This window comes from Pseudomonas putida, assembly GCF_016406145.1.
Taxonomy (GTDB): domain Bacteria; phylum Pseudomonadota; class Gammaproteobacteria; order Pseudomonadales; family Pseudomonadaceae; genus Aquipseudomonas; species Aquipseudomonas putida_E.
The window spans coordinates 579,877-606,223 of the sequence record NZ_CP066306.1 but is presented as its reverse complement, the minus strand read 5'-3'; the positions used below and the strand labels follow the sequence as shown (position 1 = coordinate 606,223).

Here is a 26,347-nt window from a genome sequence, read left to right as displayed (position 1 = left end):
TTCATCCTTCTTTACGTCCATGGTCACTCGGCGTCTTGTCGCCGGTCACCTCGCGGTACCACAACTGATGGTGTTTGCGTGCCCAGGCGCGGCTGACCCAGCCATGCAGCATGGCGCCGATCGAACCCTTGATCCAGATACCGGCGTAGATGTGCACGATGATGCTGAGAATCAGCACGAAGCCCGCCAGCGCATGGGCCAACGACGCCAGGCGAATCGAACCTATGTCGAAGAAATGGCTGAAATACGCACGCCAGATCACCAGGCCGCTGAGCAGCAACACCAGCATGCACACCAACAACGTCCAGAACAGCAGCTTCTGCCCAGCGTTGTACTTGCCGATCGGCGGCACGCCCTCCTCCTTGTTGAGCATTACCCGGTCAATGCGGCGCAGCCACAGGCGGTCGTTGGCAGTGATGAAGTTGGCGCGCCAGAAACGCACCACCAGGAACAGAAAGAACACGAACATGGCCACCCCGATGAAGGGGTGCAGGATGCGTGTCCACGGCCCGCCGCCGAACAGATGGCTGAGCCAGAACAGCGCCGGATGGAACAGCGCCAGCCCCGAAAGCCCGGCCAGCACGAACAGGATGGCGACGATCCAGTGGTTGGTCCGCTCGTTGGCGTTGTAGCGAAGGATGGGTTTGTCGTCGTTCATGGCCGCTGCTCCCCTTGCCCACCGGGCTGCTTCGGATCGTAGACATGCACCGCCGGGTCCACCTGGTGCACGCTGTCATCAGGTGGCGTGGTGGTGGGGTGTTCGTCCTCCTCGACCCGCTGCGGGCCAACCCGCACATAGTGGAAGAACCCCGCCAGCACCGCCGCGCCCATCGCCAGCAGCGCCAGCGGCTTGGTGATGCCCTTCCACAAGCCCACCAGCGGGCTGATCACCGGCTGGTCCGGCAGACCGGCATACAGCCTGGGCGTATCGGCATGGTGCAGTACATACATCACGTGCGTGCCACCGACGCCGTCCGGGTCGTAGAGACCGGCGTTGTCGTAGCCACGCGATTTGAGGTCGACGATGCGTTCGGCAGCATGCACCTTCATTTCGTCCTTGCTGCCGAAGACGATCGCGCCGGTCGGGCAGGTTTTCACGCAGGCAGGCTCCAGGCCCACGCTCACGCGGTCGGAACACAGCGAGCACTTGTAGGCCTTGTGGTCTTTCTGCGAGATGCGCGGAATGTTGAACGGGCAGCCAGTGATGCAGTAGCCACAGCCGATGCAATGGTCCTGGTTGAAATCGACGATGCCGTTAGCGTGCTTGATGATCGCACCCGGGCTCGGGCAGGCCTTCAGGCAACCCGGCTCGGCGCAATGCATGCAGCCGTCCTTGCGGATCAGCCACTCCAGGTTGCCGTCGTCGCGCTCGTGTTCGGTAAAGCGCATCAGGGTCCAGGTATCGGCCGTCAGGTCCTGGGGATTGTCGTAGGTACCGTGGTTGTGGCCGACCTCGTCACGCAGTTCATTCCACTCCGAACACGCCACCTGGCAGGCCTTGCAGCCGATGCACTTGGTGGTGTCGATCAACTTGGCGACTTCCTCCTGCTGACGTACCGAAGGCGGTACGGTGGTGGTGGCCGAGCGGGCGATGATGTCTTGGCTGGCCATCAGAGTTTCTCCACTTTGACGAGGAACGACTTGGACTCCGGCGTTTGCGTGTTGCCGTCACCGAGGAAGGGCACCAAGGTGTTGGTCAGGTAACCGTGCCGTGTCGCGCCGGTGAAGCCCCAGTGCAAAGGAATGCCGATCTGGTGCACGGTCTGGTTGTTGACCTGCAACGGGCGAATCCGCTTGGTCACCACCGCCACCGCTTCGATATGCCCGCGCTTGCTCGATACCCGCACCCGGTCCCCCGCCTTGATGCCTTTCTCGTTGGCCAGCACCTCACCGATCTCGACGAACTGCTCGGGCTGGGCAATGGCGTTGAGCCGGCAATGCTTGCTCCAGAAGTGGAAGTGCTCGGTCAGCCGATACGTCGTAGCCGCATAGGGGAATTCGTCGTGCTTGCCGAGGGTGTCCCACACCGAATCGAAGATCCGCCCGGCCGGGTTGCTGGTGGCCTTGTTGTTCTTCGGGTGCAGCGGGTTGATGCCGATCGGTGTCTCGAACGGCTCGTAGTGCTCGGGGAACGGCCCTTCGGCCATCTTGTCGATGGCAAAAAACCGCGCCACGCCCTCGGGGTTCATGATGAACGGGTTCATGCCCGCTTCCGGTGGCGAGTCGACCTTGAAGTCGGGCACGTCGGTGCCTGTCCAGGCCTTGCCGTTCCACCATACCAGGCGCTTTTTCTCCGGGTCCCATGGCTTGCCTTGCAGGTCGCTGGAGGCACGGTTGTAAAGGATGCGGCGGTTGGCCGGCCAGGCCCAGGCCCAGTTCTGCGCCTGGTGCATGCCGTACGGGTCGCTGTTGTCGCGCCGCGCCATCTGGTTGCCCTGCTCGGTCCAGCAACCGGCGAAGATCCAGCAGCCGGACGCAGTGCTGCCGTCGTCCTTGAGCTGGCCGAAGCCTGCCAACTGTTGCCCGGCCTTGATGAGCGCGCCGGTGGGGTCGGTCACATCAGTGACCGCCCAGCCGTTCATTTCCTTGGCCAGTTCCTCCGGGGACGGCTCGTCAGGCAGCTTGTAGGGCCAACTAATGTTCATGATCGGATCAGGGTAAGTGCCACCCTCTGTCTGATAGCGCTGACGCATGCGCAGGAACAACTCGCTCATGATCTGCACGTCGGTGCGGGTCTCGCCCGGGCCGTCAGCGCCCTTCCAGTGCCACTGCAGCCAGCGGCTGCTGTTGACCAGCGAACCATCCTCCTCGGCGAAACAGGTGGTGGGCAGGCGGATCACTTCGGTCTGGATATTGGCCGTGTCGACATCGTTAAAGGGCCCGGCATTGCGCCAGAACTCCGAGGTCTCGGTGGCCAGCGGGTCCATGACCACCAGCCACTTGAGCTTGCCCAGGGCAGCGGTCACGCGGTTCTTGTCCGGCAACGCGGCGATCGGGTTGAAGCCTTGGCAGAAGTAACCGTTGACCTTGCCTTGGCTCATCATCTCGAACATGCGCAGCACGTCATAGGCCGGCACATCGAGCTTGGGCAACCAGTCGTAGCCCCAGTTGTTTTCTGCCGTGGCATTGGCGCCATACCAGGCCTTCATCAGGCTGACATGGAACTTGCCGTAGTTCTGCCAGTAGGACAGCTGCCCAGGGCGCAGCGGCTTGGAGGCCCGCTTGTCAATGTAGGCGGCATAGTCCTGCTCGGCATCCCCTGGCAGGCTCAAATAGCCCGGTAGCGAGTTGGACAGCAAACCAAGGTCGGTCAGGCCCTGGATGTTGGAATGCCCGCGCAGGGCATTGACCCCGCCACCCGGCATGCCGACGTTGCCCAGCAGCAACTGGACCATGGCGGCACTGCGGATGATCTGCGCGCCGATCGAATGCTGCGTCCAGCCCAGTGCATAGAGGATCGTCATGGTCTTGCCCGGTACCGAGCAGGTGGCGATCTCTTCCCAGATCTTCATCATGGCGTCCTGCGGCATGCCACAGGTCATGCTCGCCAGTTCGGGGGTGTAGCGGCTGTAATGCTGCTTCATCAGCTGGAACACGCAACGCGGGTGCTGCAGGGTCGGGTCGACCTTGGCGAAGCCGTCCTCGCCCAGTTCGTAACCCCAGCCGGACTTGTCGGCATACACGCGCTTGGCCGCGTCGTAGCCACTGAACAGCCCGTCTTCGAAACCATAGGTTTCTTTGACGATGAACGAAACGTCGGTGTAGTTGCGCACGTACTCGTGCTGGATCTTGTCATTGCTCAGCAGGTAGTTGATCAACCCGCCCATGAAGGCGATGTCGCTGCCGGTACGAATTGGCGCGTAGTAGTCCGCCACCGAGGCGGTACGGGTAAACCGCGGGTCGACCACGATCAGCCGCGCCTTGTTGTGCGCCTTGGCCTCGGTCACCCACTTGAAGCCGCACGGGTGCGCTTCTGCTGCGTTGCCACCCATCACCAGGACCAGATTCGCGTTGGCGATATCTGACCAATGGTTGGTCATGGCGCCACGGCCGTACGTCGGGGCAAGACTTGCCACCGTCGGGCCATGTCAGACACGTGCCTGGTTATCGAACCCCAGCATGCCGGTTGCGCGGATGACCTTGTGGGTCAGATAGCCGGCCTCGCTGGAGGCGGCGGAGGCAGCGAGAAAACCGGTGGTAAGCCAGCGGTTGACGGTTTGCCCCTGGGCGTTCTTTTCGATGAAGTTGGCGTCGCGGTCCTGCTTCATCAGTAGGGCAACGCGGTCGAGCGCCTCGTCCCAACTGACCCGCACCCACTCCTTGCTGCCCGCCTTGCGTACCTCGGGGTATTTGAGGCGGCTCTCGCTGTGGATAAAGTCCAGCAGACCGGCGCCTTTCGGGCACAGAGTGCCGCGATTGACCGGGTGGTCGGCGTCGCCTTCGATATGAATGATGTTCTGTTTGACGTTCTTGCCCGCATCGCCCTGGCTGTAGAGGATCAAGCCGCAGCCGACCGAGCAGTAGGGACAGGTGTTGCGGGTTTCCTTGGTGTGCGCCAGCTTGAAGTGGCGCACCTGCTCGGCGAAGGCCGGCGTCGGGGCCATGCCCAACGCCGCCAGGCTCGAGCCTCCAAGGCCGACAGCGGCGACCTTGAAGAATTGCCGACGGTTGAGGTCCATCGTGCACTCCTGATCAGGTTTCGGGCGCTCGGGGCATTGCCGGCGCCTCGGGTCATCACGGTGGCGGCAAAGTGATGCCGCCAACCGTTAAGACTAGCCAAGAATGCCAAAAGTGCGATTGACCCCGATCAGCAAGGCGGCAGATTGCGCGCCACATTCAAGGCCGCGCTGCTCTGCGCCACCGGCATGATTTCGAGCGTGTTGATATTTACGTGTGGCGGCTGTTCTGCGATCCACGCAACCGTAGCGGCAATGTCCTCGGGCAGAATCGCCTGCACATCACGGTACAGCGCATCCACTGCATTCAGGTCACCGTTCAGGCGCACCACCGAAAAATCGGTCCCGGAACACAGCCCGGGCTCGATGTTGCTGACCCGCACACGGGTCCCAGCCAGATCGGCGCGCAGGTTCAGGCTGAACTGACGCACGAACGCCTTGCTCGCGCCATAAACGTTGCCCCCCGGGTAGGGATAAGTGCCGGCAATCGAACCAATGTTGATGATCATGCCGCTGTCGGCCTGGACCATCTGCGGCAATACCGCATGGGTGACCATGGCCAGGCCGGTGATGTTGGTGTCGATCATGCGCTGCCAGTTCTCGGCGCTGCAGGCCTGGGCCCGCTCGATACCCAGCGCCAACCCTGCGTTGTTGACCAGCACATCGATGGCCGGCGCAGCTTCGTTGATCTGCGAAACCGCTGCGCTGATCGACTGCCCATCGGTCACATCCAGCGCCAGTGGAATGAAGTTGTCGCCAAGTTCATGCTCCAGTGCCTGCAGCTTGTCCATACGGCGGGCGCCACCGATCACGCGATAGCCCTTGGCAACCAGGGTGCGGCATATGGCCCGGCCAAAGCCTGAGGAGGCGCCGGTCACGAATGCAGTTTTCATCAGGTTTGTCTCCCAGAAGGTAATGTCAGACCAGGTACTTCACGCCAAGGCTGGTGAACAGGCACAGCATCGAAAACACCAGCGCCTTGCGCACCACGTCGTTGCCTTTGCGCAGTGCCAGTGCACTGCCCATGTGATTGCCGAGGATGTTGCAGGCCACCAGCGGTAGCGCCAGCAGGTAGACCACCTTGCCGGCCATGATGAATGCGACCAGCGCACCGATGTTGGAGGCGAAGTTGAAGGTCTTGGAGTTGGCCGAACTGGAAACCAGGTCCATGCGCAGCAGGTAGTGGAAGGCGATGATGAACATGCTGCCAGTACCTGGGCCGAAGAAGCCGTCGTAAAAACCGATGGCCAGGCAGGTCAACGGCACGACGGTGTAGAGCATCCGCGCCGACAGCTCTCGCTCCTCTATCGGGCGGTCTTTGGGGGTGAGGAAGATGAGGATGCCGAAAGGGATCAACGCCAGAATGATCTTGCCTACGGTTTCCTGAGAGATCGACACGATCAGGTGCGCCCCCAGGTAGGCGCCGAGTAGTGAGAAAGGCACGCCTACCAGCGCCACCTGCCAGACCATCTTGCTGTTGGCCAGGAAGTTGCGGATGGCAGCCAGCGTGCCCAGCGTACTGACCAGTTTTTCCTGCCCCAGGGCTACCTGAGGCGGCATGCCCACCAGCAGAAACCCTGGTACCAGGAACAACCCGCCCCCACCGGCAATGCTGTCCACGAAGCCCGCGACAAAGGCAATTGCGCCCAGTAGCAGGATCGCCAGCAGCCAGTGTTCCGCCCAGTAAGCGCCTAACAGTTCCATAGCAGTAATTCCGTCGAAAAATGAAGATTGATCAGGAGAGCACTTCGTAAAGGTGGTCGGCCCGGGCGAAGCGCACCCGGTTCAGATCGTTGACAGCGAACACCCGCAGCAGCCAACGGTCAGCGCCGTCGTTTTGCGGCTCGAAGCCATCGCGGGCATGCAGCACGCGCTGGTTCTTGAAGATCATGAAATCGCCTGGCAGCAGCAGGTGTGGCTCATCGAAACGCCGGGTTTCCAACAAGCCGCGCAGGGTGGCCAGGGCCTGCTCGGCGCGCAGGTTCAGCCCGTGGGTGTTCTCGCTGTCGAAGCGGCATAACCACTCGCCTGAATGGCCACGCACCAGCACCGGCAGCTCGGCGGTGCAGCGGCGGTTACCGGTGAACGAGTCAGGGCGGCGGATTTCGAATTGCGCTTCGCACAGTTCGCGCACGGTAGCCAAGGGCAGCGATGCGATCACTGCATCAAGGTTGACCAAGGTTGTGCTGATACGTGGATCACAGCGCATGCCAAAGAACGACAGGTATTCCGGGCAGCAGGAAACCGTACCCAGCGGCTCGGAAGACAATGGCAGGTCGGGATTGTCGACGTGATAGGAAAAGCGCAGCCGAGAGCCATGCGAGCTCTTTTGGCTGGATGACGTACGGGCCGGGATTACATGGCGAAACAGCCGACCATCATTTTCTCCCTCATAGACAACCGGGTTGATACCCATCAGGTTCTGCATGGTCAGGCTGACCAGACAGGCAATTGGCGTACTGCGCGGGCTGAGCACACCAGAGTAAGGGGTAGGAGGCACATCGCGATCGCGTGGGCAATTACGCACGATCATACTGGTCAGTTGCGGATCCTCAACGAAACCCCGGATTTGCTGGCACAGCGCTTTGCCCAAGACCTCTTGTGCCTGCTCCTTGAGTTGCGGGTAAAGCTCTTTGCTGGTTTCGAAATCGAGCGGGGTGTTGGTCAGCAAGGTTTGCCAGGCGCTGGAGACAACCCAGGGCAGGCGGATCTCCAGTGAAGTCTGAGGCTCGGCTGCTTGTTGCAGGTATGCGCTTTCCATTTCGGGTGCTATTCCATTGGCCATTCGGTGTCGTGCTATGCCGGGCAGAGGCGGCAGTCATTGTCTTTTTTTGAAACCGTTCACAGCTGAGCGATACGAACGAGAGATGCCGGTCCCGGCATCACCACATTGCATCGACTCAATTATTGTAATTACAAAAATAGAATCGATTCAATTTATTTCATTGGCCGATTGCCATCACCATTGAATCGAGACAATCAACTTATTGATTTCAAAAGATTTCCTCGTTACGCGAATTGAACGCGCTTTCGCTTGTGCTCCCGACGTGTACCGACTACCTACGGCCATAAGCACTGCAGTCATATCAATAGAGGCAATTTACACATCAAAAACGCGATTACTCCGATCTTGCCTTTCGTGCTAGGCTTCCGCGTTCTTGAAGATTCTGGTGCCATTTCCATGTGGGTTCCTCACTACAGCGACCTGGCGCAGCCGGTCTACCTGATGATCGCCGATGCTCTTGAGCAGGACATAGGCAACGGCCGGCTGGCGCCGGGCGACCGCTTGCCAACACTCAAGGATCTTGCCGAGTCATTGCACGTGACGCCTGGCACCATTGGCCGAGCCTATGACGAAGCGGCCAAGCGGGGCCTGGTGGTTGGCGAGGTCGGCCGCGGCACTTTCGTCCTGCAGCAACGACCGGCGCCTACCCCCACCGCATTCTCGCGGCCCGCACCGCTCAAGCATGAAAGCGGCCAGATCGACCTTTCGATCATCAAGCCCAACGATGCGCACATGGCCGACTGGCTGCGCGGAGCAATTACCGAGCTGGCTGCATCCCCCGACCTTGACCAAGTGCTCGACTACGTTACCGACGGCGGCCATGCGACGCACAAGCAGGCCGGCGCCACATGGATTCAGCGCTGGTTGCCCGAAGCTCGCTCGCAACAGGTGGTGCTGACCTCCGGCGCCCAGCATGGCCTGTTGGTGGCCATCAGCAGCCTGTCGAAGAGCGATGATGTGATTCTGTGCGAGGCACTCTGCTACCCCGGCATCATTTCCCTTGCCCACAGCATGGGCCGCCGCTTGCGCGGGGTAGCCATGGACGAGCACGGCCTGATTCCCGAGGCCTTGCGGGCTGCCTGCGTGGAGCACCGCCCTTCGCTGCTGGTATGTGTGACCACTCACCAGAACCCGACCAACTCGGTAATGCCGCACGCGCGTCGCGAAGCTATCGCCCAAATTGCCCGCGAGTTCGACCTGTTCATCGTGGATGACGATATCTACGGCTTCCTCGAACCGGCGCCTGACTACAAGCCCTTGGCCGCCTATGCACCTGAGCGCTCGGTGTACCTGACCAGCCTGTCCAAGAGCGTGCTACCGGCGCTACGTATCGGCTACCTTTACGCGCCGCCACAAACGCTGTCGCGGTTGTCGTCTATGGTGCGCAGCAGCGTCTGGATGCCTTCCCCGCTGATGGCTCAACTGGCCAGCAACCTGATCAACAGCGGTATGGCCGAGCATTTGGTGCGGGTGCAGCAGGAAGAAGCCGCCGCACGCCAGTTGATGGCCCAGGAAATCCTTGGCAGGTACAAGGTGCGTAGCCAGCCCAACAGCTTCCATATCTGGCTGGAACTGCCTGAGCCATGGACCAGCGATGAATTCGCCAACCTGGCGCGCAACAATGGCGTAACCGTGGTCAGTGGGAGCCAGTTCCTGCCTGAGCGCAGCCCAGCCAGCTGTGGAGTGCGCATCGCCCTAATGACGCCAAGCCGTGCCGAGCTGAGCTTTGCCCTGACCAAACTTGCCAGCTTGCTGGACTCATCCGAGCCGCGGCTTTTCTACTAGAAATGAAGAAGGCCGCAGGGTGCTCACGAACCGTCTGAGCGCCCTGCCCTGTGGGCGTAGCGCCCTCATGAACACTAAATGCGGCTCAGCGGATCAACCGCCCCAGCCCATCCAGCAACCGCTGCAAGGCCCCCTGATTGGCCTGCATCACCGCCCTGCCCGCCTCACCCATGCGCTGGGCATCCTGCGGCAACTCGATCAACTGCCGCACTGCCTCTGCCAACCCTTGGGCATCGTCCACCTGCTGCAACGCCCCGGCATCACGCAACATCGCGCTGATTTCGAGGAAGTTGAACACATGCGGCCCCATGATCACCGGCAGCGCCAGCGCTGCCGGCTCCAGTGGGTTGTGGCCGCCAGTGGCGACCAGGCTGCCGCCGACGAAGGCGATGTCGGCCAGTGCGTAGAGGAACAGCAGCTCGCCCATGGTATCGCCGAGCAGCACGCGGGTCTGGCCATCGACCGCCGCACCGGCAGAACGGCGCACGGTAGCGAACTGCCCGCTGCACAAGGCATGCACTGCATCGAAACGCTCGGGGTGGCGCGGCACCAGGATCAGCAGCGCGTCGCCATGCACCTGCAGCAACTGCTGATGAGCCTGCAGGATCAGCGCGTCCTCACCCTCATGGGTACTGGCCGCAATCCACACCGGCCTCCCGCTGGCGCCCCACTGTTCACGCAGTGCCCTGGCACGCGGCAAAAGCTGGTCATCGACCTTCAGGTCGAACTTGATCGAACCTGTGACCTGCACGCACTCAGGACGCGCACCCAAGTCGCGGAAGCGTTGCGCCTCGGTTTCGGTCTGCACCGCAATCAGGTTCATCTCGGCGAGCATCGGCCGGGTCAGACTGGCAAAACGCGCATAGCCACGGGCGGAACGCTCGGACAACCGAGCATTGGCCAGCGCAACCGGAATGCCACGCTTGGCGCATTGGTGAATATGGTTGGGCCACAGCTCGGTTTCCATGATGATGCCCAGCCGCGGGCGCACATGGTCGAGAAAACGCCCCGCCGCCCACGGCAGGTCATAAGGCAGGTAGCAATGCTGGATGCGTGGTTCATCGGCGAACAGCGCGCGAATGCGCTCTGAGCCGGTGGGCGTCATGCAGGTGAGCGTGACCGGCAGGTCCGGGTAGGCCTTGAGCAAAGCTCGCACCATGGGCGCCGCGGCAATGCTTTCACCTACCGATACGGCATGTACCCAGATGCCACCTTGGCGCATCGCCGGCAGGTTGCGGGCGAAACGTTCGCCGATACGCTGGCCGTAGGCCGGGGCCTTGCGGGCACGCAGGTAAAGGCGCAGCGCGACCAGCGGCAGGCCCAGGTGGAACAACAGGGTATAGAGAGTTCTGTTCATGGCGGCGAAGTTTACCCGATCGCGCGCAAGTGCACCGCAAAGCGCTCGGCCAGCCATTGCGCGGCGGGCCCCAGCGGTTCGTCACGGCGCCAGGCCAGTTCGACGACCAGGGCCGGTGGCCGCCATTCGCTGGCCAGCTCAACCATGTGCGCCTGGTAGGTCGGGTATTGCACCACATGGCGTGGCAGCCACGCCCAGCCCAGCCCACGCATCAGCAGCTCGGCCATGGCGTAGAAACTGTCAGCGCGCCATACCTGCGGGCTGATCGCTTCGCCACCGGGATAGCCACTTTGCTGCGGAGCGATCAGCAACTGGCGGTAGCGTGCCAGCTGCTGGCGTGTGACGCGGCTTTCACATGCCAATGGATGATCCACCGCGCACACCGTGACCATCTCTACGCTACCCAGGGCACGCCGCTCCAGTGAGGCAGGCATGCTTTCATGGTGGAAAAACAAACCCAGGTCGGCACGTCGCTCCACCAGCTTGCGCGCTACGTCACCTTGGGCTCCGCTGGCCAGTTGCACTTCCAGAAAAGGGTAATGAATGGCCAGTTCGTCGAGGCTGTCGATCACAGGTTGATAAGGCATGGCTTCATCCTGCGCCACCCGCAACAAGGCTTCCTGGCCACGCATCAGGGCCAGAGCGCGGCCATCGAGCCGTTCGCACTGGCGCAGCAGCTCGCGGGCATCCGCCAATAGCGCGGTACCGTTTTCGGTCAGCCTGGGCTGGCGGCCGCTGCTGCGCTCGAACAAAGTGACGCCGAGGTCCGCTTCGAGCATTGCAATGGCATTGCTGACGGCTGACTGCGCTTTGCGCTGCTCACGGGCGACGGCAGAAAACGAGCGCAGTTCGACGACGCGCACGAAGGTACGCAGCTGCTCAAGGTTCCACTGATCGGCCATCAACCTATCTCCCGGGGCGATAGGTAATGACTTTACCGCATCCTGGGACACACTAGAATGCCCGTCCAGAACCGGAGGAACGAACCATGAACGCCTACACCTGCCTCGCCATCGCCATAGTCGCCGAAGTCATCGCCACAGCCTCCATGAAAGCCGTGAAAGGCCTGAGCACGCCATTGCCACTGCTGCTGATGGTGGTCGGCTATGGCATCGCATTCTGGATGCTGACGCTGGTGGTGCGCACCATTCCGGTAGGCATCGCCTATGCGGTCTGGTCGGGGCTGGGGATCGTGCTGATCAGCGTGGCGGCGCTGGTCATCTATGGGCAGAAACTCGATGTGCCGGCGATGCTGGGGATGGCGATGATCGTTGGCGGCGTGGTGGTGATCCAGTTGTTCTCCAAGACTGCCGGGCATTGATGGGGCCCGTCGGCGATGAGCCAATCCAGGCATAGCCTGTATACTTGCCAGCTGTCCCAGACTTCGAGGTACCGCCATGCCATCCGCCATTTCCACTGACGTGCTCATCGTCGGCGCCGGGGTCGCAGGCCTGTGGCTCAATGCCCGCCTGCGCCGCCTGGGTTATTCGACAGTGCTGGTGGAGCGCGCCAGCCTTGGCGGCGAACAGACCATCAAGTCCCAGGGCATCATCCATGGCGGTACCAAGTACGCCCTGCACGGTGCGTTGACGGGCGCCTCGGAAGCCATCGCCGACATGCCACGGCGCTGGCGCGAAGCCGTGGCCGGCAGCGGCGAACTGGACCTGAGCCGCACCCGCCTGCTTTCCGACGCCCACTACCTGTGGTCGCCCGGCACCCTGGCCGGCAACCTCACCAGCTTCTTCGCCAGCAAGGCCGTGCGCGGCCGGGTTGACCAGGTCAAGGGGGATCAATTGCCTCCTGCGCTGCAGGACCGCGCCTTCAAAGGCAAGGTGTATCGCTTGGCCGAACTGGTGATCGATGTCCCCAGCCTGCTGGCCAACCTGGCTGAACTGGCTGGCGACTCCTTGCTCGCCGGTGAGCACATCGAGCCCCTGCATGAAGGTGAATTACTGGTTGGCCTGCGCGTGGACGGCCGTGAAATCCGTGCCCAGCGCATCGTGCTCAGTGCTGGCGCGGGCACCGAGGGCCTGCTTCACGCCTTGGGCCTTGAGCAACCGGCCATGCAAACACGGCCGCTGCATATGGTCATGGCCAAAGGCCCTAACCTCAAACCACTGTATGCCCACTGCCTGGGCGGCGGCCCCAAGCCGCGCGTCACAATCACCACCCACCCTGCAGCCGACGGCCAATGGGTCTGGTACCTGGGCGGCGACCTGGCTGAAGCCGATGGCGTAGCGCGCGACACGCAGGCGCAGATTGCCGCAGCCCAGAAGGAGGTCAGCCAGCTCTTGCCGTGGGTCGATCAACGCCTGGTCCGCTGGGCCACGCTGCGAGTCGACCGCGCAGAACCTGCACAATCGGGCCTGGTGCGGCCCGACAACGCGTTCCTCGCCGACCAGCAGCGCCTACTGGTGGGCTGGCCTACCAAACTTGCCCTGGCGCCCGACTTCAGTGACCGTGTGCTGGCCAGCCTGGAACGTGACGGCATCCGCCCAAGCGCCCAAGCCGAGCTTGCAGGGCTGCCACGCCCGCCACTCGGCGTGCCTGCCTGGGAGCAACTGCTGCCATGACCCTGCCGACCCTGCACGACTTCCACCGCTCGCTGGGCAGCACAGGCTTCAAGGTGTCACCCCTGGGCCTGGGCACGGTCAAACTTGGCCGCGACCAAGGCGTGAAGTACCCCACCGGGTTCACGATTCCCGGCGATGACGAAGCGCGCCTGCTGCTGGCCCAGGCGCGCGAACTGGGTATCAACCTGATCGACACGGCACCGGCCTATGGCTGCAGCGAAGAGCGTCTGGGGCCGCTGCTGCGCGGCCAGCGCGATGAATGGGTGATCGTCAGCAAGGTTGGAGAAGAGTTCGAAAACGGCCAGTCGCGCTTCGACTTCAGTGCAGCCCACACCCGTCTTTCGGTCGAACGCAGCCTTCGCCGGTTGGAAACCGACCGCATCGAACTGGTGCTGGTGCACTCCGATGGCAACGACCTGGAGATTCTCGAGCAGCAAGAGGTCTACCAGACCCTCGCAGCCCTCAAGCAAGAGGGCAAGATTCTCGGCTACGGCCTGTCGGGCAAAACAGTCGCCGGCGGACTGAAAGCTCTCGAGCAAGGCGACTGTGCCATGGTCACCTTCAATCTCAACGAGCAGGCAGAACGACCGGTACTGGACTACGCTGCCGAACACGGCAAAGCCATTCTGGTGAAGAAGGCCTTGGCCAGTGGGCATGTCTGCCTTGCACCTGGTGTCGACCCGGTACACGCCAGCTTCGAACTGCTGTTCGCCCACCCTGGCGTCAGCAGTGCTATCGTCGGCACCATCAACCCGTTGCACCTGGCCCACAACGTGGCCACCGTCGCCCGCATCCTGGGCCAGCATTGAGTTGTCCCCACCCCGGGCCTGGACACTGACCCGACGCAAGGAGGAGCCTCGTGCCGCGTACGCTGATCCGCAAGAACCCGAGCAACTTCAAAACACTGCCACTGCATGTCGAAGCCACCCCCGAGAGCCTGGTTTATCAGAGCATCGGCATGCCACTGAACTTTGCCCAGACGCAACAACGGCGCCGGGCCATCGAGCTGCCCGATAACCAGCGTTTCGTGGCAGAGCTGGCCAACCTCGGCGTTTCGGTACGCCTGACCCTGCACTGGCAGAACCGCGACTACTGGGTACTGGTGCGCCAGCGCCGCCAGGACCGGGGCGACGTGGTGCTTAAATTGATTTCAGGGTATGTACCGGCTCAAGAACTTAACCTGCCGCTGCACACCGCGGTCCAGGAAGTGGCGGAAGAGTGCCTGCTGGAAACGCCGGAAGGCTGGCTGGGAGGTCGCTTCAACGACACCTGGCTACCTGCACCTTACGCTGCCGCCCTGCACTACCGGGAGGCGCTGCCGTTCGTCCTGACGCCGGAATCGGGTGCCGCCCGGTCGGTGTATTGCGCCAACCTGATGTTGCTGGAGCGCCCACGGGCGTATGTGCACCTGCCTACGGCATCGCTGCAACTGATCTACGACATGCGCCTGCAAGTACCCAAGGACGCGAAAAAGCTGAGCCTGTTCCATGTCGATGAACGCTTGGAGGGTGACCAGCTGGTCGCGCGGCTCAACCGTAAACGGCCTGACCTGTACCTGATGCCGGTGCAGGATGGTCAGCCACTGGCCGAGCTGTATACGTTGAAGAAAGATGAACTGGTGCCGGCCAGTACCCGCGGGCTGTACCTGGCGGAGAGCTTTGCCCGGCAGGACGGGTGGGTGGTCGCGGACGAGCGGATACGCTGGAAGGATTGGGTAAGGCAGCAGGGGCTGGTGGAGAGCAAAGCAGCAAAGGCTTCACACCTGCGACGCTTTGGCGACAAGGCGCGGGCACTGCTGGAGCGCGCGCGCACCTCGCTGAGCAAATGAATATCCGGGGCCGCCTTGCGGCCCCGGGCACATCAGTTCTTGCGGATTTTTTCGACTATCGCGGTAGTCGAACTGTTCTCGACCAACCCCAACACCTTCACGGTGCCGCCGTAGCCCTTGACGATATCGGCACCCACCACCTGGTCGATACCGTAGTCACCGCCCTTGACCAGCACATCCGGTTTCACCTGGCTCAGCAGATTCTCCGGCGTACCTTCAGGGAAGCTGATGACCCAGTCCACCGCGCCCAGCCCAGCCAGCACGGCCATGCGCCGATCGACACTGTTGATCGGGCGGCCAGGGCCCTTCAGGCGGCTTACCGAAGCATCGTCGTTGACCGCGACGATAAGACGATCACCCTGGGCACGCGCCTGCTCGAGGTACGTCACATGCCCTGCATGCAGGATGTCGAAACAACCATTGGTGAATACGATCTTCTCGTTGTGCGCACGCGCATCGTCGATGGCCAGCAGCAGTTGCTCCAGGCCAAGCACGCCACGTTCGGAACCTTCCTCGCGCTGAATCGCGCGACGCAGCTCAGGTGCACTGATCGCTGCAGTACCCAGTTTGCCGACCACGATGCCAGCCGCCAGGTTGGCCAGGCCGACCGCGTGGGGCAAGTCTTCACCGGCCGCGATGGCGGCAGCCAGGGTGGAAATCACGGTATCGCCAGCGCCGGTCACATCGAATACTTCGCGGGCACGGGCCGGCAGGTGCAGCGCCGGCTGGCCGGTGCGCAGCAGGGTCATGCCGTGCTCGCCACGGGTCACCAGCAATGCGCCCAGGTCAAGGTCCAGCAACAGCTGCAGGCCCTTGGCGACCAGCTCGGCCTCATCGGCGCAGCGGCCAACGATGGTCTCGAACTCGCTGAGGTTCGGCGTGATCAGGCTGGCACCGCGGTAGATGGAGAAGTCCTTGCCCTTGGGGTCGGCCAGTACCGGTATACCCTTGGCACGTGCGGCCTGGATCAGGCTCTGATGATTTTTCAGTGCGCCTTTGCCGTAGTCGGACAACACCAGCACCTTGACACCCTCGAGCAGGCTCTCGACTTCGGCGCCCAGCGACAGCGGGTCGGTGGCGAACGGCTCTTCGAAATCGATGCGCAACAGCTGCTGGTGACGGCTCATGACCCGCAGCTTGACGATGGTCGGCTGGTGCGCAATGCGCTGGAACACCGAACGTACACCGGCAGCCTGCAGGCTGTTGGCCAAGCTGTCGGCGGCCTCATCCTGGCCGGTAACACCGATCAGTGCTGCCGGGGCACCGAGGGCGGCAATGTTCAACGCAACGTTGGCCGCGCCGCCGGGGCGATCCTCGATCTGATCGACCTTTACCACCGGCACTGGCGCTTCTGGCGAGATACGCGAAGTACCGCCATGCCAGTAGCGGTCCAGCATGACATCGCCGACCACCAATACCGGGGCTTGATCGAAACGCGGCATGGACAACTTCATGGGCAACCCATATGGAAATAATGAACAGGGGCAGGATATTAGCACAGGGTAGGCGACGGCTTTACGGCCAGATCGGGCCCTGGAAAATTCCGGTGACAATCGGGGCCGTACGGCCCCGATCAAGGGCAACTCAGGTGATATCGGCCTTCGCCGGCTCTTCCAGGCCCATGGCGTGCAAGCGGGCATAATAGCCATTGGCCGCCAGCAGCTCGGCATGGGTACCGCGCTCCACCAGGCGGCCCTGGTCCATCACCAGGATCTGGTCGGCTTTCTCGATTGTGGACAGGCGGTGCGCGATCACCAGCGTGGTGCGGCCCTGCATGACATGGTCCAGAGCAGCCTGGATATGCCGCTCGGACTCAGTGTCCAGTGCCGAAGTTGCTTCGTCGAGGATCAGCAGCGGCGCGTTCTTCAACAGAGCCCTGGCAATCGCCAGGCGCTGGCGCTGGCCACCGGACAGCAGCACGCCGTTTTCGCCCACGTCGGTGTCAAAGCCCTTGGGCAACTGGTCGACGAACTCCTTGGCATAGGCATCGGCAGCCGCAGCTTCGATGTCTGCGCGCGGCGCGCCGGCCAGGTCGCCGTAGGCAATGTTGTTGGCCACTGTGTCGTTGAACAGGGTCACATGCTGGGTCACCTGCGAAACGTGCCGGCGCAGGTTGCGCAGGCGGTAGTCTTCGATCTCCACGCCATCGAGCAGAATCTGCCCCTGATCGTGGTGATAGAAGCGCGGGATCAGCGCCGCCAGGGTCGACTTGCCGCTACCAGAGCGCCCGACCAGCGCGATCATCTGCCCAGGCTCGGCGGTAAAGCTGATGTCGCTCAGCACTTCGCGCTCGGTGCCTGGGTAGGTGAAGCTCAGGTTGCGTACTTCGAGGCGACCTGCCACCCGCTCCTTCTCGATCGTACCGCGGTCGATCTCGGGCTGCTCGTCGAGCTGCTCGAAGATGCTTTCAGCCCCGGCCAGGCCTTTCTGGATGGTCGAACTGACCTCTGAAAGCTGGCGGATCGGCTTTGGCAGCAAGCCTGCGGCGGTGATGTAGGCCACCAGATCACCGGCGGTCGAGTCGCCCCGCAGGAACAGCACCAGGAACATCAACGCGGCCATGGCGCTGTAGATCACCAGTTGCAGCATCGGCGTGTACAGGGCGCCAGTCTTGGTCATGCGCAGCTGTTTGTCGGTGTTGCTCTGGCTGGCACGGCCAAAGCGCTGCTGCTCGTAAGCCTCACCGCCGAAGCTGCGAACCACACGGTAGCCCTGGATGGTTTCGGAAGCTACGTGGGTCACGTCGCCCATGGCCACCTGGATCTTCTTGCTCTGTTTACGGAATTTCTTGCTGGCGACGCTGACCATTACCGCGATCACCGGCAGGATGGCGACCATTACCAGGGTCAGGTGCCAGTTCATCCAAAGCAGGTAGGCAAACAGGAACACCACGGTCAGGCCTTCACGGATCACCACCTTGATTGCATCGGTGGCGGCACCCGTCACCATGGTCACGTTGAAGGTAATGCGTGAAATCAGGTGCCCGGAGTTGTGATTGTCGAAATAGCGGTTGGGCAGTACCAGCAGCTTGTTAAACAACTCCACACGCAGGTCATGCACCAGGGAAAGGGAAACCTTGGCCAGGAAGTAGTTGCCGAGGAACGAACCCAGGCCTTGCCACGCGGCGATCAGGATGATCAGCAGCGGTACCGCCTGCAGCAATTGCAGGTCGCGCAAGTAGGGGACGTTGGGGAACAACACCGCTTCGGGGTTGCTCAGGCCATCGACAAAGTACTTGAGGATCCCGGCCAGCATTGGCTGGGTCGAGGCAAAGATCACGAAACCGACAATACTCAGCAGGAAAATGCCGATATAGGGTTTCACGTAGCTCAGCAACCGGAAGTAGATCTTCAGGCTGGAGGTGTGCTCCGCCGGTAGCGGTGTTTCGGCCATCATCGAGCTCGCTGTTCAGGTTGAACCGGAAATTTTACCACAGGCGTCATTTTCGGCACGCCTGCGAGGCAACAACATGCCAGGCCGGCGACCCACAAGGCCTGCGCCCGTTTTTTTTCGTCCGGCATGAGCCCGACTGGTCAGTCAAAAGAGACCAGCGTGGTGCTGGAGGATTATTTTCGGCATTATTGCCGGTCATTTTGCTCGCCAGACGACAAGGCTCAACTCATGCAATGCTCTCGGCTCACCCAGGTCGACTTCGATCAGCTGACACTTGGCGCCCAGATACTGGAGGCGGACAGCCATGGCGCCAAAGTCTACCTGCTCAAGGATGGTAACTTCCTCAAGGTTTTTCGGCGCAAGCGTCTGATTTCATCTGCGCTGCTGCGCCCCTACTCCCAGCGCTTCGTGGACAACGCTGCGCGACTTGCGCAGCTGGGTATCCCCACGCTTGAGGTGATCAGCCAGCACAAGCTCGACCTGCCGGGCAGAACAGCGGTGCTGTACCGGCCTTTGCCGGGGCGCACGCTGCTGCAGATGTCGCGGGACGAAGGCTTCAGCTGGGACATCTACCTGCCACGCCTGATCACCCTGATCCGCCAGTTGCACCGTAGCGGCGTGTACTTCCGCTCGCTGCACCTGGGCAATGTGGTGGTCACGCCCGATCAGCACCTGGGCCTGATCGACGTTGCTGACATGCGCTTCCTGCGCCCGCCACTGTCTGCCCGTATGGTTCGACGCAACGTGCAACACATGGTGAGTTACATCGCGCGCGAGAAACTGGGCGACCGCTTCCCCCTCGCCGATTTCCAAGCGGCCCTGCTGGCGCGTTGAACATCAGCCTGGCAGGCCGTTACCAAAGCCCTGCCAGGCGCTGCGCCGAGCGCAGTGTCAGTGCACGAAGATGGATATACCCATGCCTGCCAAGGCACCGATCACCAGCGTCAATGCGAGCTTGATCCTGTCGCGATTACGCCGTTTGGCCTTGCGGTGAACTTCTTCAGGCACGGTAACGTGGCTGCCAAAGCCTGTGTGCAGTACCGCGTCTCCCTCCAGGGTGACCGCTGTCAGGTTCAACTCCGCGTAACGGCGCGACAGTGCCTTCTCGCCCGCATAGCCGGCAAATGGCGCACAGCGCTGATAATCGCTCAGCCGACGCAAGCCCGGATTCAGGGAAAAGGCCTGCCATTCGGCTTTCTCGGAGTGCAATGGATAGCACGGCACGCCGGCAATTACCTGGCGATCCCCCAGATGAATGTAAGGGCTGTGGATCGACAAGTCATGGGCGTGGCTGCGCAACCAGACTTGCAGCACACCGGGACTGACCTCGAGGATCGCCCTGGAGTCTTCGACGAAGGCCTGGCGATAGAAGCGCCAGTCGTCCTCGCAATGGAAAATGTAAGCCGTCTTCACATGGCTGTACGCCAGGTCGATCGACGCGAGCTGCCCAAGCTTGGGGCGGTTGACGAACACCGTGCAGTGGGGTTTCCAGTGCTCGGGTACGGCACCGTGAACAGCGTCGTCACCGGAGTCCTCGGTAATGAAGACCTCGCGAATGGGCGCTGTATTGTAGCGATCGAAGCTCTCAAGGGTTTCCTTGAGCAGATCGAACCGACCGCAGCTGGTCACGACAAGCGTGACATCACTATCATTTGAAAAGCGCACCGGACTCCCTCCGCGTTGCGACAACAGACTTTGCGTAGACACTCCCTGGCCACGAAAGCTCTTTTGATTAAATGCCCAGCGTCAACCGCAGCCTCTGCCATGCGGACAAGGGCGGGTGCGGCCTGAGTGCCGGGCGCATATGGTCGACGATGCTACGGCCAACTTCAGCGAAACTGAAGCGGGAAACCGCCAGGTGTCGCCCATTTTCCGCAATTTGCTGCGCCAGGTCCGGATCGGCGCGCAGGGTGCGCAGCTTCGCCTGGAGCATCGGGATGCTGTCGTATAACACCACGTTGTGCATATCCTGCAGGCCCAAAGCGCTATTTTCTTCTGCCCCCTGGTCGAACGCCAGCAGCACGCAGCCGCAGGCCATGGCCTCGAAGTTCTTGATCATGTACTCGCCCATGCCCACATCGGCACTGACGAAGAAACGGATCCGGTTGAGGGTATTGCAATAGTCTTCGCCTGATTTGGTGCGGGTCACCACCAGGTTTTCCACCCGCCCCAGTTCATCCAGCAACGCCTTGCGCCCGCTGTAGGCAACACTGTTGGTACTGCCGACGAACGCCAGCTCGATATCGCGCTCAAGCCCTTGGTCCGTGAGCAGGCGCTCGTCATAACCCTTGGGCACGAACACCGCATCGAAACCTTCCCGACGCAGGCGCTCACTGACCATGTAGCCGGAACTGATCACCCGTGCCCACGGCAGCTTGCGGTAATGCGCACTGAACTTGCCGGTGTACTTGCAGGGGATGTAGTTCTGGTAGGCATCATGTTCGAGGATCACCAGGTTCGGCACGGTACGGATAAACGCCGCCTGGCGTATCTCCTGCTTGAAGCGCAGGAAGAACACGATGCGGTCGTAGCGCTCGACCTGCACTTCACGTTTGAAATAACGGCGCAGGTTGCGCTGGTCATCGCTGGTCAACCAGCGCAGGTCGCACTCACAGTTGGCCGCGACGCCGTCATACAGGCGATCGAGGATCGCGCGCTGTTCCTTCTGCACCAGAAATAAGACTTTCATTGCTTTCCTTGGGCGCTCTGCGCCTTCGCGGTCAACCATGGGCATAATCTACAGCTCACGGCGCCAGAACAGTTCATGGCGGCGCACGGCCTTGCGGAAGAACTCGTTCTCACCGTAGGGCGATGGCCGGCGCCCGGCCAGCCAGCGCTGCAACAGCCGACGCAATCGGCGCTTGAACGGCGCGGCAGGTTGCAGGTCGTGCATCATGCCCAGGGCCATCGCCTTGTCACGCTGCGTCGGCAGGTCCAGCACCAGGCTGCAGGGTGCCCACGGCTGGTCGGCACTCAGTTGCGGTGGCAAGGCCACCCCATCGCCGCTGTCGCCCATGGGCCAGCGATCGTTGTCGTGCAGATGGTTGGCATAGCACAGCAGCGTCTGCGGCTGCCACACCAAGCCCCGCAGTGCCTGCATGACGGCCATATGGGCGCAGATGTGATCAGGGTGCGGGTCCAGTTGCGGATGCGGCATCACCAGCACTTCAGGCCGGGCCATCTCCAACAGCGCACGCAGGTCAGCCAGCAGGTTGTTCCAGGTTGGCGCGCCATCGCTGTCGGCCGGCAACGACAACGGGTTGAAGCGACGGAACGGGCGAATATCGACCATGTCGGCTTCTCGGGAACCGGCCGGCACATCGGGCGCTGCCTGCATGGCGGGCAGCTGCAGGCAAAAGTAGCCTAATTGCACACAACGCGCCTCTGGCACCCCGGCCCAGCGCGGCACGGCAATACTGTCCCAGGCACGCAGACGGCCCTTCAGCCGTGCTGCCTCGGCCTTGCCCATGCCCATCTGCTGGTAGTGTTCTGCTTCGATTTCGCCAGCGGTCAAGGTCACCACCCAGGCTTCGTCCGCCTGGCTGTAAAGGCCATAGGCCGCCAGCTCGGCATCATCGGCATGTGGCGCTATCACCATCACGCGACGGCGCTGCATTTCTACGCCGGGGGTTATCCACAGCCGCGGCTGGCCCTGCAGTCGACAGTGACGGCCGCACACGAGCAGCGTACCCGCCTGCAGCGGTGCAGCCAGCCCGGTAAGGTTCAGGAAGCGAACGCCGTCGACACCGCGCTCGAACGTCTGCCGGTCAGCACGCTCATCGGCCAGCAGCTCGACACACGGGTCGAGAAAACGCCCCAGCCATCCGCTTTTTACCCGCACTTCGAGGATCAGCGTTTCATTACCCTGCAGCGCCTTATCGACCTTGAGCACGCCGTCACGCAAGGTGACAGGCGCTTCGCCGGTCTGCTCGCCGAAGTTGTAGGCGTAATCTTCGCCCGGTGCATAGAACAGATGATCAGCGAACCAAGCTTCGTGGGCAGCCCAGAGCAGCGGCAGCAGCAACAACGGCAGCCACCACCAGGCGAATACGCCCACGGCAACCAGCACCGCCAGGCCGCCCAGTAGCCCCAAGCGCTTGTTGCGCCGGTGGCGCTTGAGCAACTGTTGTTTGCGGCTCACGCTTGGAACACCGGCACGGGGTTGCACCAACGGTCCTTGTACTCGCGGTCGGCACGGCCGAACGAGAAGCGCAGAGGTTTGTTGCGTGCGCGAGCATCGTCCCAGGCAGCTTGGGTGTTGAGGAAGCTCAGTACACTGCCAGGGCTGAAGGCCTTGGTCTCAGGGTCGACGCCGCCGTTGACGTACTCGACACTGATCCACTGCGGCGCTTCGACCCGATAGACCAACTGTATGGCGATGGGCTTGTCGTCGAGCAACAGCACCGAGCCGATCAGCAGCTCACGCAGGCGCTCGAGCACATCGGCCATACGCTCGGCACCGGTGGCCGGGAACCCCCAGCGGCGCTGGAACAGGTCGCAGTACATAGCAGCGATCTGCTGGGCACTGAAGTCGGTAATCGGGCGCACCACACCACCCGCCTCTTCCAGCAGGCGCAACTCACGGCGCTGGTTGTAGCGGAATTTCTTCGACAGGTCTTCATGCGCCCGGGCCATCGCCAACTGCTCTTTCTGAGCCTTCAGGCCGCTGAAGCGCCCCTGGTTCAGCTCGGACAGGTAGCGCGCGGTATGGCGCAAGGGCGCGGCGGCATCGCCAGCGGCTGGCAGAATGATCTCGGCATTGCCCAGGTCAAACAGGCCTTTCTTGCCGGCACGCTTGAGCACGTCCTTGGACAGCGCCAAATGACGCCCCCAGGTCGCAACGCCAGCCTTCAGCTCGCCTGCCTGATGCCAGCCCAGGTAACGCACGGGTATCTGCGCCAGGTCCGCCAATTGCTCGATCACCAGCGGGTGTGTGGCAACGCTGCCACCGAACCGTGCCCACGTCTCGGCGTAGGCGGCAGCGTCGATCACCTGCCATCCGCGCTCTCGCCAAGCCTGAATATGATTGAGCATCACTTGCGCACCACCAGCGCACTTACCTGCGGCAGTTGCCAGAAGGCTTCGCGCACGGCCTGGTCGGAGAAACGCTCGCGCAGGCGCCGCAGCATGTGCGAGGCGCATGCATCGCGCTGCTGCTCGTCCAGCAACGCCATATGCTTCAAACCCTGGGCCAGCTGCGAGGCATCGCCGAGCGGGAACAATACACCCACGCCCTCGACCACTTCACGAGCCCCGCCGCAGGCCGTTGCCAGCACAGGTACGCCGGCCACCATGGCTTCGAGCAGGACCATACCGAATGGTTCATGGTCGGAACTCAGGGCAAACACGTCGAATGCCTGGAAGTAGCGGCGCGCATCCGGGACCTGGCCCAGAAAGTCGACTTGCCCGGCAATGCCCAGCTCGCCAGCCAGCGCCTTGAGCTTGTCTTCCAGGCGCCCCATGCCGAGGATCGCCAGACGAGCGCCGGCCGGCAACTCAGGGAGGGCTTGGGCAAAGCCGCGCAGCAAGGTCGCCTGATCCTTGTCCGGGTGCAGGCGCCCGACATTGCCGACGACCCACGCCTGCGCATCCAGGCCAAGGGCCTGACGCGCTTCAGCGCGCGGAACCAGCGTGGCCTGCAGGGCCTCGATGTCGATACGGTTGTACAGCGTCTGGATACGTTCGGCCGGCCACTGAGGCAGGCAACGGCGCATGTCGTCACGCACGGCGTCCGACACGCCAAGCAGGCTCAGCCGTTTGCTGAACAGGTTGGCGAACAGGCGCCGCCCCTTGCGCTCATAGTCGCCGAACGCATGGTGCACGCCGATCACCGGCAGGCCCGTCGCCAGCAAAGCCACGTAGATCGGCTTGAAGCGGTGGGCGATGCAGAAGCTGAAATTGCGCTCGGCCGCGATGCGGCGCAGGGCGCGTATGGCGCCGAGCTTCAGGCCGCGAACGGCCTTGGAGCTGAACTGGAGGAACAGCACCTCGTCCGACGCGCAGCCAGCCGCAACCTGCGGGTCGGCGGCACCGGTGAGGAATACCGTGGTGACCTTGTAGCCGCTGCCCTGGAACAGGCTGGCGTACTGACGGGCACAGTCGAGGAACGGCCCGTCATAGCCATGGCAGAACTGCAGGATGCGCGGCTCAGAGCGGCTGGTCATACGCGGCGGCGCCGTCCTTCACAACAAGAATGTCTTCCATGATCAGGTACTGCAGGTCCGAGCCGAAGAACATGTTCAGCGCATCGGTCGGCGAGCAGATCATCGGCTCGCCACGGCGGTTGAGCGAAGTGTTCAGCGACACGCCATTACCGGTCAGGTCTTCCAGCGCCTTCATCATGTCGTAGTAACGCGGGTTGTACTCACGCTTGAGCACCTGCGCACGCGAAGTGCCATCCTCGTGAACCACTTCCGGCACTCGGGTTTTCCACTCTTCAGCCACTTCGAAGGTGAAGGTCATGAACGGCGCCGGGTGATCGATCTTGATCATTTGCGGGGCGACGGTGTCCAGCATCGACGGGCAGAAAGGTCTCCAGCGTTCGCGGAACTTGATCTGGTGGTTGATACGGTCAGCCACCCCTTCGACACTCGGGCAGCCGATGATCGAACGGCCACCCAGAGCGCGCGGGCCGAACTCCATGCGGCCCTGGAACCAGGCCACCGGGTTGCCGTCGACCATGATCCGGGCGATCTGCCGTGGCATGTCGTCGAGCTTGCGCCACTTCGGCTGGTTCGGGTGACGGGCACAGGCGGCAATGACGTCTTCGTTGGAGTACGAAGGGCCGAGGTAGACGTGCTCCATCTTCTCGACCGGTACGCCACGGGCGTGGGACACATAGGCCGCAGCACCGACTGCAGTACCGGCGTCACCGGAGGCCGGCTGGACGAACAGCTCTTTGACGTCCGGGCGGGCGATGATCTTCTGGTTGAGTTTGACGTTCAGTGCGCAGCCGCCGGCGAAGGCCAGTTTGCCGGTTTCACGCAGGGTGTCGCCCAGGTAGTGGTCGATCATCTGCAGGGCCAGCTTCTCGAACAGTGCCTGCATGCTCGCTGCGTAATGGATATAGGGCTCGTCAGCAATGTCGCCTTCGCGCTTGGGGCCCAGCCATTCGATCAGTTTCGGCGAGAAGTAGAAGCCCTTGCCCTTCTCTTTATAGCGGCGCAGGCCGATGACGTTGGCATACTCGGTGTTGATCACCAGTTCGCCGTTCTCGAAGCTGGCCAGGCGGGAGAAGTCATATTTGCTGGCATCGCCATAGGGCGCCATGCCCATGACCTTGAATTCGCCATCGAGCATTTCGAAGCCGAGGAATTCGGTGATCGCGCCGTACAGGCCGCCCAGCGAATCCGGGTCGAAGAATTCCTTGATCTTGTGGATCTTGCCGTTTTCGCCATAGCCGAAGAAAGTGGTGGCGTACTCACCCTTGCCGTCAATACCCAGGATCGCAGTCTTTTCCTTGAAGCCCGAGCAGTGATAGGCACTGGAGGCATGCGCCAGGTGGTGCTCGACCGGCTCGATCTTGACTTTTTTCGGGTCGAAGCCCAGTTGCTCCAGGCACCAGACGATCTTCTTGCGGTAGCGCTTGTAGCGACGGTTGCCCATCAGGATCGCGTCGAGGGCCCGATCCGGGGCGTACCAGTAGCGCTTGGCATAGTGCCAGCGAGCCTTGCCGAACAGGCTGATCGGGGCGAACGGGATGGCGACCACGTCGACATCGGACGGCTTGATGCCAGCCTGTTCCAGACAGAACTTCGCCGACTCGTAAGGCATGCGGTTCTTCGCATGCTTGTCACGCACGAAGCGCTCTTCTTCGGCGGCGGCAATCAGTTTGCCGTCGATGTACAGGGCCGCGGAAGGGTCATGGCTAAGGGCGCCGGACAGGCCAAGAATCGTCAATGCCAAGGGATTAGCCTCTTCATTCGGTAGAGATGCGCCAGCGGCCCCAGG

At 62.3% G+C, this 26,347-nt stretch carries 22 protein-coding genes; 6 read left to right on the top strand and 16 right to left on the bottom strand.

Annotated elements, in window-relative coordinates:
* Position 1: 1 nt before the first annotated feature.
* The 6 genes from JET17_RS02730 to JET17_RS02705 all read right to left on the bottom strand — a co-directional run bounded on the left by JET17_RS02730 (position 2) and on the right by JET17_RS02705 (position 7,437).
* The gene (locus JET17_RS02730; RefSeq protein ID WP_012312487.1) at positions 2 to 658 is read right to left on the bottom strand and encodes a formate dehydrogenase subunit gamma; all 657 of its coding nucleotides are present in this window, start codon (positions 656 to 658) and stop codon (positions 2 to 4) included.
* Positions 655 to 1,611 (bottom strand): formate dehydrogenase subunit beta, encoded by a 957-nt coding sequence (gene fdxH, locus JET17_RS02725; RefSeq protein ID WP_012312486.1) that lies wholly within the window; start codon positions 1,609 to 1,611, stop codon positions 655 to 657. Before fdxH ends, JET17_RS02730 begins: the two co-directional genes overlap by 4 nt.
* Entirely contained in the window at positions 1,611 to 4,679 is a 3,069-nt protein-coding gene (fdnG, locus tag JET17_RS02720) for a formate dehydrogenase-N subunit alpha (RefSeq protein ID WP_150105113.1), read from the bottom strand. The genes fdxH and fdnG overlap by 1 nt, the downstream gene beginning before the upstream one ends.
* A gap of 128 nt (positions 4,680 to 4,807) precedes the next feature.
* Positions 4,808 to 5,569, bottom strand: coding sequence for an SDR family NAD(P)-dependent oxidoreductase (locus tag JET17_RS02715; RefSeq protein ID WP_012312483.1), 762 nt, complete (start codon positions 5,567 to 5,569; stop codon positions 4,808 to 4,810).
* Between the two features lie 25 nt (positions 5,570 to 5,594).
* On the bottom strand, positions 5,595 to 6,380 hold the full coding sequence (locus JET17_RS02710) for a sulfite exporter TauE/SafE family protein (RefSeq protein WP_012312482.1): 786 nt from the start codon (positions 6,378 to 6,380) through the stop codon (positions 5,595 to 5,597).
* Between the two features lie 31 nt (positions 6,381 to 6,411).
* Positions 6,412 to 7,437 (bottom strand): TauD/TfdA family dioxygenase, encoded by a 1,026-nt coding sequence (locus JET17_RS02705; RefSeq protein ID WP_042111104.1) that lies wholly within the window; start codon positions 7,435 to 7,437, stop codon positions 6,412 to 6,414.
* Positions 7,438 to 7,857: 420 nt separating this feature from the next.
* Here JET17_RS02705 and JET17_RS02700 point away from each other — a divergent pair, with 420 nt between their 5' ends.
* Positions 7,858 to 9,246: a PLP-dependent aminotransferase family protein gene (locus JET17_RS02700; protein WP_012312480.1), complete on the top strand. Its 1,389-nt coding sequence runs from the start codon at positions 7,858 to 7,860 to the stop codon at positions 9,244 to 9,246.
* A gap of 85 nt (positions 9,247 to 9,331) precedes the next feature.
* Here JET17_RS02700 and waaA read toward each other — a convergent pair whose 3' ends face one another.
* Together waaA and JET17_RS02690 are read right to left on the bottom strand one after the other, a co-directional pair.
* On the bottom strand, positions 9,332 to 10,603 hold the full coding sequence (gene waaA / locus JET17_RS02695; RefSeq protein ID WP_012312479.1) for a lipid IV(A) 3-deoxy-D-manno-octulosonic acid transferase: 1,272 nt from the start codon (positions 10,601 to 10,603) through the stop codon (positions 9,332 to 9,334).
* A gap of 11 nt (positions 10,604 to 10,614) precedes the next feature.
* Positions 10,615 to 11,505, bottom strand: a complete 891-nt coding sequence (locus JET17_RS02690; RefSeq protein WP_012312478.1) for a LysR family transcriptional regulator — start codon at positions 11,503 to 11,505, stop codon at positions 10,615 to 10,617.
* Positions 11,506 to 11,591: 86 nt separating this feature from the next.
* Between JET17_RS02690 and JET17_RS02685 the strand changes: the two genes are divergently transcribed.
* The 4 genes from JET17_RS02685 (at position 11,592) to JET17_RS02670 (ending at position 15,004) form a co-directional block, all read left to right on the top strand.
* Entirely contained in the window at positions 11,592 to 11,924 is a 333-nt protein-coding gene (locus JET17_RS02685) for a DMT family transporter (RefSeq protein WP_012312477.1), read from the top strand.
* A 76-nt stretch (positions 11,925 to 12,000) separates the two neighbouring features.
* Complete coding sequence (locus JET17_RS02680) at positions 12,001 to 13,176, top strand: NAD(P)/FAD-dependent oxidoreductase (RefSeq protein WP_012312476.1); 1,176 nt, start codon at positions 12,001 to 12,003, stop codon at positions 13,174 to 13,176.
* A complete protein-coding gene (locus JET17_RS02675) occupies positions 13,173 to 13,985 on the top strand; it encodes an aldo/keto reductase (RefSeq protein WP_012312475.1) in 813 nt (270 codons plus the stop codon). Before JET17_RS02680 ends, JET17_RS02675 begins: the two co-directional genes overlap by 4 nt.
* A 50-nt stretch (positions 13,986 to 14,035) precedes the next feature.
* Complete coding sequence (locus tag JET17_RS02670) at positions 14,036 to 15,004, top strand: hypothetical protein (protein WP_012312474.1); 969 nt, start codon at positions 14,036 to 14,038, stop codon at positions 15,002 to 15,004.
* Between the two features lie 32 nt (positions 15,005 to 15,036).
* Here JET17_RS02670 and hldE read toward each other — a convergent pair whose 3' ends face one another.
* Complete coding sequence (gene hldE / locus JET17_RS02665) at positions 15,037 to 16,458, bottom strand: bifunctional D-glycero-beta-D-manno-heptose-7-phosphate kinase/D-glycero-beta-D-manno-heptose 1-phosphate adenylyltransferase HldE (protein WP_012312473.1); 1,422 nt, start codon at positions 16,456 to 16,458, stop codon at positions 15,037 to 15,039.
* A gap of 130 nt (positions 16,459 to 16,588) precedes the next feature.
* Positions 16,589 to 18,397 carry a lipid A export permease/ATP-binding protein MsbA gene (gene msbA / locus JET17_RS02660; protein ID WP_042111867.1) on the bottom strand — a complete coding sequence of 603 codons (1,809 nt, stop codon included), beginning with the start codon at positions 18,395 to 18,397 and terminating at the stop codon, positions 16,589 to 16,591.
* Between the two features lie 228 nt (positions 18,398 to 18,625).
* Between msbA and JET17_RS02655 the strand changes: the two genes are divergently transcribed.
* Complete coding sequence (locus JET17_RS02655) at positions 18,626 to 19,231, top strand: hypothetical protein (RefSeq protein WP_012312471.1); 606 nt, start codon at positions 18,626 to 18,628, stop codon at positions 19,229 to 19,231.
* A 57-nt stretch (positions 19,232 to 19,288) separates the two neighbouring features.
* Here JET17_RS02655 and JET17_RS02650 read toward each other — a convergent pair whose 3' ends face one another.
* The 6 genes from JET17_RS02650 to JET17_RS02625 form a co-directional block, all read right to left on the bottom strand.
* On the bottom strand, positions 19,289 to 20,062 hold the full coding sequence (locus JET17_RS02650) for a glycosyltransferase family 2 protein (RefSeq protein ID WP_012312470.1): 774 nt from the start codon (positions 20,060 to 20,062) through the stop codon (positions 19,289 to 19,291).
* Between the two features lie 67 nt (positions 20,063 to 20,129).
* Positions 20,130 to 21,086, bottom strand: coding sequence for a glycosyltransferase family protein (locus JET17_RS02645; RefSeq protein ID WP_012312469.1), 957 nt, complete (start codon positions 21,084 to 21,086; stop codon positions 20,130 to 20,132).
* A gap of 48 nt (positions 21,087 to 21,134) precedes the next feature.
* Positions 21,135 to 22,538: a PIG-L deacetylase family protein gene (locus JET17_RS02640; RefSeq protein ID WP_012312468.1), complete on the bottom strand. Its 1,404-nt coding sequence runs from the start codon at positions 22,536 to 22,538 to the stop codon at positions 21,135 to 21,137.
* Positions 22,535 to 23,431, bottom strand: coding sequence for an antimicrobial resistance protein Mig-14 (locus tag JET17_RS02635; RefSeq protein WP_012312467.1), 897 nt, complete (start codon positions 23,429 to 23,431; stop codon positions 22,535 to 22,537). The genes JET17_RS02640 and JET17_RS02635 overlap by 4 nt, the downstream gene beginning before the upstream one ends.
* The gene (locus JET17_RS02630) at positions 23,431 to 24,561 is read right to left on the bottom strand and encodes a glycosyltransferase (RefSeq protein ID WP_012312466.1); all 1,131 of its coding nucleotides are present in this window, start codon (positions 24,559 to 24,561) and stop codon (positions 23,431 to 23,433) included. The genes JET17_RS02635 and JET17_RS02630 overlap by 1 nt, the downstream gene beginning before the upstream one ends.
* The gene (locus JET17_RS02625) at positions 24,545 to 26,302 is read right to left on the bottom strand and encodes a carbamoyltransferase (RefSeq protein WP_012312465.1); all 1,758 of its coding nucleotides are present in this window, start codon (positions 26,300 to 26,302) and stop codon (positions 24,545 to 24,547) included. The genes JET17_RS02630 and JET17_RS02625 overlap by 17 nt, the downstream gene beginning before the upstream one ends.
* Between the last annotated feature and the right edge of the window lie 45 nt (positions 26,303 to 26,347).

What these genes read in the sequence shown, in the direction of transcription:
- JET17_RS02730 (WP_012312487.1), bottom strand. Translation starts at nt 658, where the DNA reads ATGAACGACGACAAACCCATCCTTCGCTACAACGCCAACGAGCGGACC.
- fdxH (WP_012312486.1), bottom strand. Translation starts at nt 1,611, where the DNA reads ATGGCCAGCCAAGACATCATCGCCCGCTCGGCCACCACCACCGTACCG.
- JET17_RS02715 (WP_012312483.1), bottom strand. Translation starts at nt 5,569, where the DNA reads ATGAAAACTGCATTCGTGACCGGCGCCTCCTCAGGCTTTGGCCGGGCC.
- JET17_RS02710 (WP_012312482.1), bottom strand. Translation starts at nt 6,380, where the DNA reads ATGGAACTGTTAGGCGCTTACTGGGCGGAACACTGGCTGCTGGCGATC.
- JET17_RS02705 (WP_042111104.1), bottom strand. Translation starts at nt 7,437, where the DNA reads ATGGAAAGCGCATACCTGCAACAAGCAGCCGAGCCTCAGACTTCACTG.
- JET17_RS02700 (WP_012312480.1), top strand. Translation starts at nt 7,858, where the DNA reads ATGTGGGTTCCTCACTACAGCGACCTGGCGCAGCCGGTCTACCTGATG.
- waaA (WP_012312479.1), bottom strand. Translation starts at nt 10,603, where the DNA reads ATGAACAGAACTCTCTATACCCTGTTGTTCCACCTGGGCCTGCCGCTG.
- JET17_RS02690 (WP_012312478.1), bottom strand. Translation starts at nt 11,505, where the DNA reads ATGGCCGATCAGTGGAACCTTGAGCAGCTGCGTACCTTCGTGCGCGTC.
- JET17_RS02685 (WP_012312477.1), top strand. Translation starts at nt 11,592, where the DNA reads ATGAACGCCTACACCTGCCTCGCCATCGCCATAGTCGCCGAAGTCATC.
- JET17_RS02680 (WP_012312476.1), top strand. Translation starts at nt 12,001, where the DNA reads ATGCCATCCGCCATTTCCACTGACGTGCTCATCGTCGGCGCCGGGGTC.
- JET17_RS02675 (WP_012312475.1), top strand. Translation starts at nt 13,173, where the DNA reads ATGACCCTGCCGACCCTGCACGACTTCCACCGCTCGCTGGGCAGCACA.
- hldE (WP_012312473.1), bottom strand. Translation starts at nt 16,458, where the DNA reads ATGAAGTTGTCCATGCCGCGTTTCGATCAAGCCCCGGTATTGGTGGTC.
- msbA (WP_042111867.1), bottom strand. Translation starts at nt 18,397, where the DNA reads ATGGCCGAAACACCGCTACCGGCGGAGCACACCTCCAGCCTGAAGATC.
- JET17_RS02655 (WP_012312471.1), top strand. Translation starts at nt 18,626, where the DNA reads ATGCAATGCTCTCGGCTCACCCAGGTCGACTTCGATCAGCTGACACTT.
- JET17_RS02645 (WP_012312469.1), bottom strand. Translation starts at nt 21,086, where the DNA reads ATGAAAGTCTTATTTCTGGTGCAGAAGGAACAGCGCGCGATCCTCGAT.
- JET17_RS02635 (WP_012312467.1), bottom strand. Translation starts at nt 23,431, where the DNA reads ATGCTCAATCATATTCAGGCTTGGCGAGAGCGCGGATGGCAGGTGATC.
- JET17_RS02630 (WP_012312466.1), bottom strand. Translation starts at nt 24,561, where the DNA reads ATGACCAGCCGCTCTGAGCCGCGCATCCTGCAGTTCTGCCATGGCTAT.